Raw genomic sequence first — 1,043 nt, forward strand, 5'->3', positions numbered from 1 at the left:
CCGATCAGGTTGCAAGTACCCTGCGGCCACGAAGTAGTTTGTGGATTCTGCGGGCGTGTAGGTGTCGACGATGCGACCAATAGCGTCCCAGAGACCATTGACCGTACGTTCGGCTGCCTTTCGCAAATTTGCTTTGAGCTTGGCGAATGCATTCTCGATCGGGTTGAGGTCGGGGCTGTAGGGCGGAAGATAGAGGAGCGTTGCGCCGGCGGCTTCGATCATCTGGCGTATGCGCGGCCCTTTATGGCTGGAGAGGTTGTCCATGATGACAATCGCGTCTTGCGGAAGTTCGGGGATGAGCACCTTTTCCACGTAGGTCTCGAAGGCATCACGGTTGATAGGGCCATCGAGCACCCAGGGCGCGATGATACCGCGCGTGGTTAAAGCGGCCACGCAGGTTGTTGTTTTCCAGTGGCCGTGCGGAACGGCGGCTCGCAGACGTTCGCCGCGCTGGCAGCGGCCATGTGTTCGCGCCATGTTGGTCGACGCCCAGGTCTCATCAATGAAGACGAGCCGGTCACGATCGAGCTTGCCTTGGCTCTCGCGCCAGGCTTCGCGCCGCGTCAAGACATCCGGGCGATCCTGCTCGGTGGCATGGGCTGTCTTTTTTTGCGCGTGATGTTGTGGCGCTCGAAGAAGCGCCGGATCGTCCCATAGCCAAAGCAAAGACCTTCCTTGCTCAGGCTGTCACGCAATTCCTCGATGGTGATGTCAGGGGTTGCCTTGAGCAAGGCCATGATCCTCGCCTGATGGGCATCGATCCGGTGGGATTTGCGATCACCGCCCTGAGCTCTTGGCTGGGCATCCCCTTGCTCTCGCTCGCGCATCCGCCATCGGCTGACGCTCGCCGCACTTACTCCAAACCGCTCGGCAGCCTGCCGGCCGGATACGCCGCCAGCAATGGTGGCAAGCACTCGTTCCCGAAGGTCCATCGACAGCGGCTTCGCCATGCCCGCCGGCCTCCCGTCCCGGCGGGTAGCTTGAATCACCAAAACGCTGATTTGTGAATCCCCAACGATTCAGTCAGATGGGCTAACGCTCTA

1 protein-coding gene is annotated in these 1,043 nt (G+C 60.5%); it reads right to left on the bottom strand.

Annotated elements, in window-relative coordinates:
- Window positions 1–950, bottom strand: a protein-coding gene (locus ABID58_RS37350; RefSeq protein WP_354037810.1) for an IS630 family transposase whose coding sequence is annotated in 2 segments (ribosomal slippage) — window positions 1–614 and window positions 614–950 — 951 coding nt annotated over the 2 segments. Because the reading frame shifts where the segments join, the coding sequence is not laid out codon by codon here. This gene is flagged as partial in the annotation.
- Window positions 951–1,043: the final 93 nt, after the last annotated feature.

Source organism: Bradyrhizobium sp. S3.2.6, from assembly GCF_040546885.1.
Lineage (GTDB): Bacteria > Pseudomonadota > Alphaproteobacteria > Rhizobiales > Xanthobacteraceae > Bradyrhizobium > Bradyrhizobium cytisi.